At 73.6% G+C, this 455-nt stretch carries 1 protein-coding gene and 1 pseudogene; both read left to right on the forward strand.

Annotation, left to right across the window (positions count from 1 at the left end):
• On the forward strand, positions 1-300 hold a 300-nt coding region (locus LPA54_RS38390; RefSeq protein WP_228985005.1), incomplete at its 5' end, for an ROK family protein.
• Positions 300-455, forward strand: a pseudogene (locus LPA54_RS38395) (N-acetylglucosamine-6-phosphate deacetylase); the annotation flags it as partial. The gene LPA54_RS38390 and the pseudogene LPA54_RS38395, both read left to right, overlap by 1 nt.

The following is a 455-nucleotide window of genomic DNA, read 5'->3' on the forward strand; positions in this document are numbered from 1 at the left end:
GTACGAGTATGGCAGGAGGCGGTGGACGCGCTCGCCGACGGGCTGGTCACCGCGCTCACCCTGCTGGACCCGCGCACGGTGATCATCGGTGGCGGGCTCGCCGAGGCGGGGGAAACCTTGTTCACACCGCTGCGGGAGGCCGTCCGGCGGCGGGTCACCTTCCAGAAGCTGCCGTCCCTGGTCCCCGCGACCCTCGGGGACACCGCAGGGTGCCTGGGCGCGGGCCTTCTCGCCTGGGACCTGCTCAAGACCACCGACCCCTCGGTCGGGACCACTGACCCCTCGGAGGTAACCACCTGATGGCCCCCACCAAGGTTCTCACCGGTGCCCGGGTGGTCCTGCCCACCGGGACCGTGGACGGCGGAAGCGTGACCGTCGAGGGCACGCGCATCGCGTCCACGGCCCCCGGCGCGTCCCCGTCCCCGGCGGAGGGAGCGGCCCAGGCGGTCGACCTG

This window comes from Streptomyces sp. DH12 (assembly GCF_020873895.1).
Classification (GTDB): Bacteria; Actinomycetota; Actinomycetes; order Streptomycetales; family Streptomycetaceae; genus Streptomyces.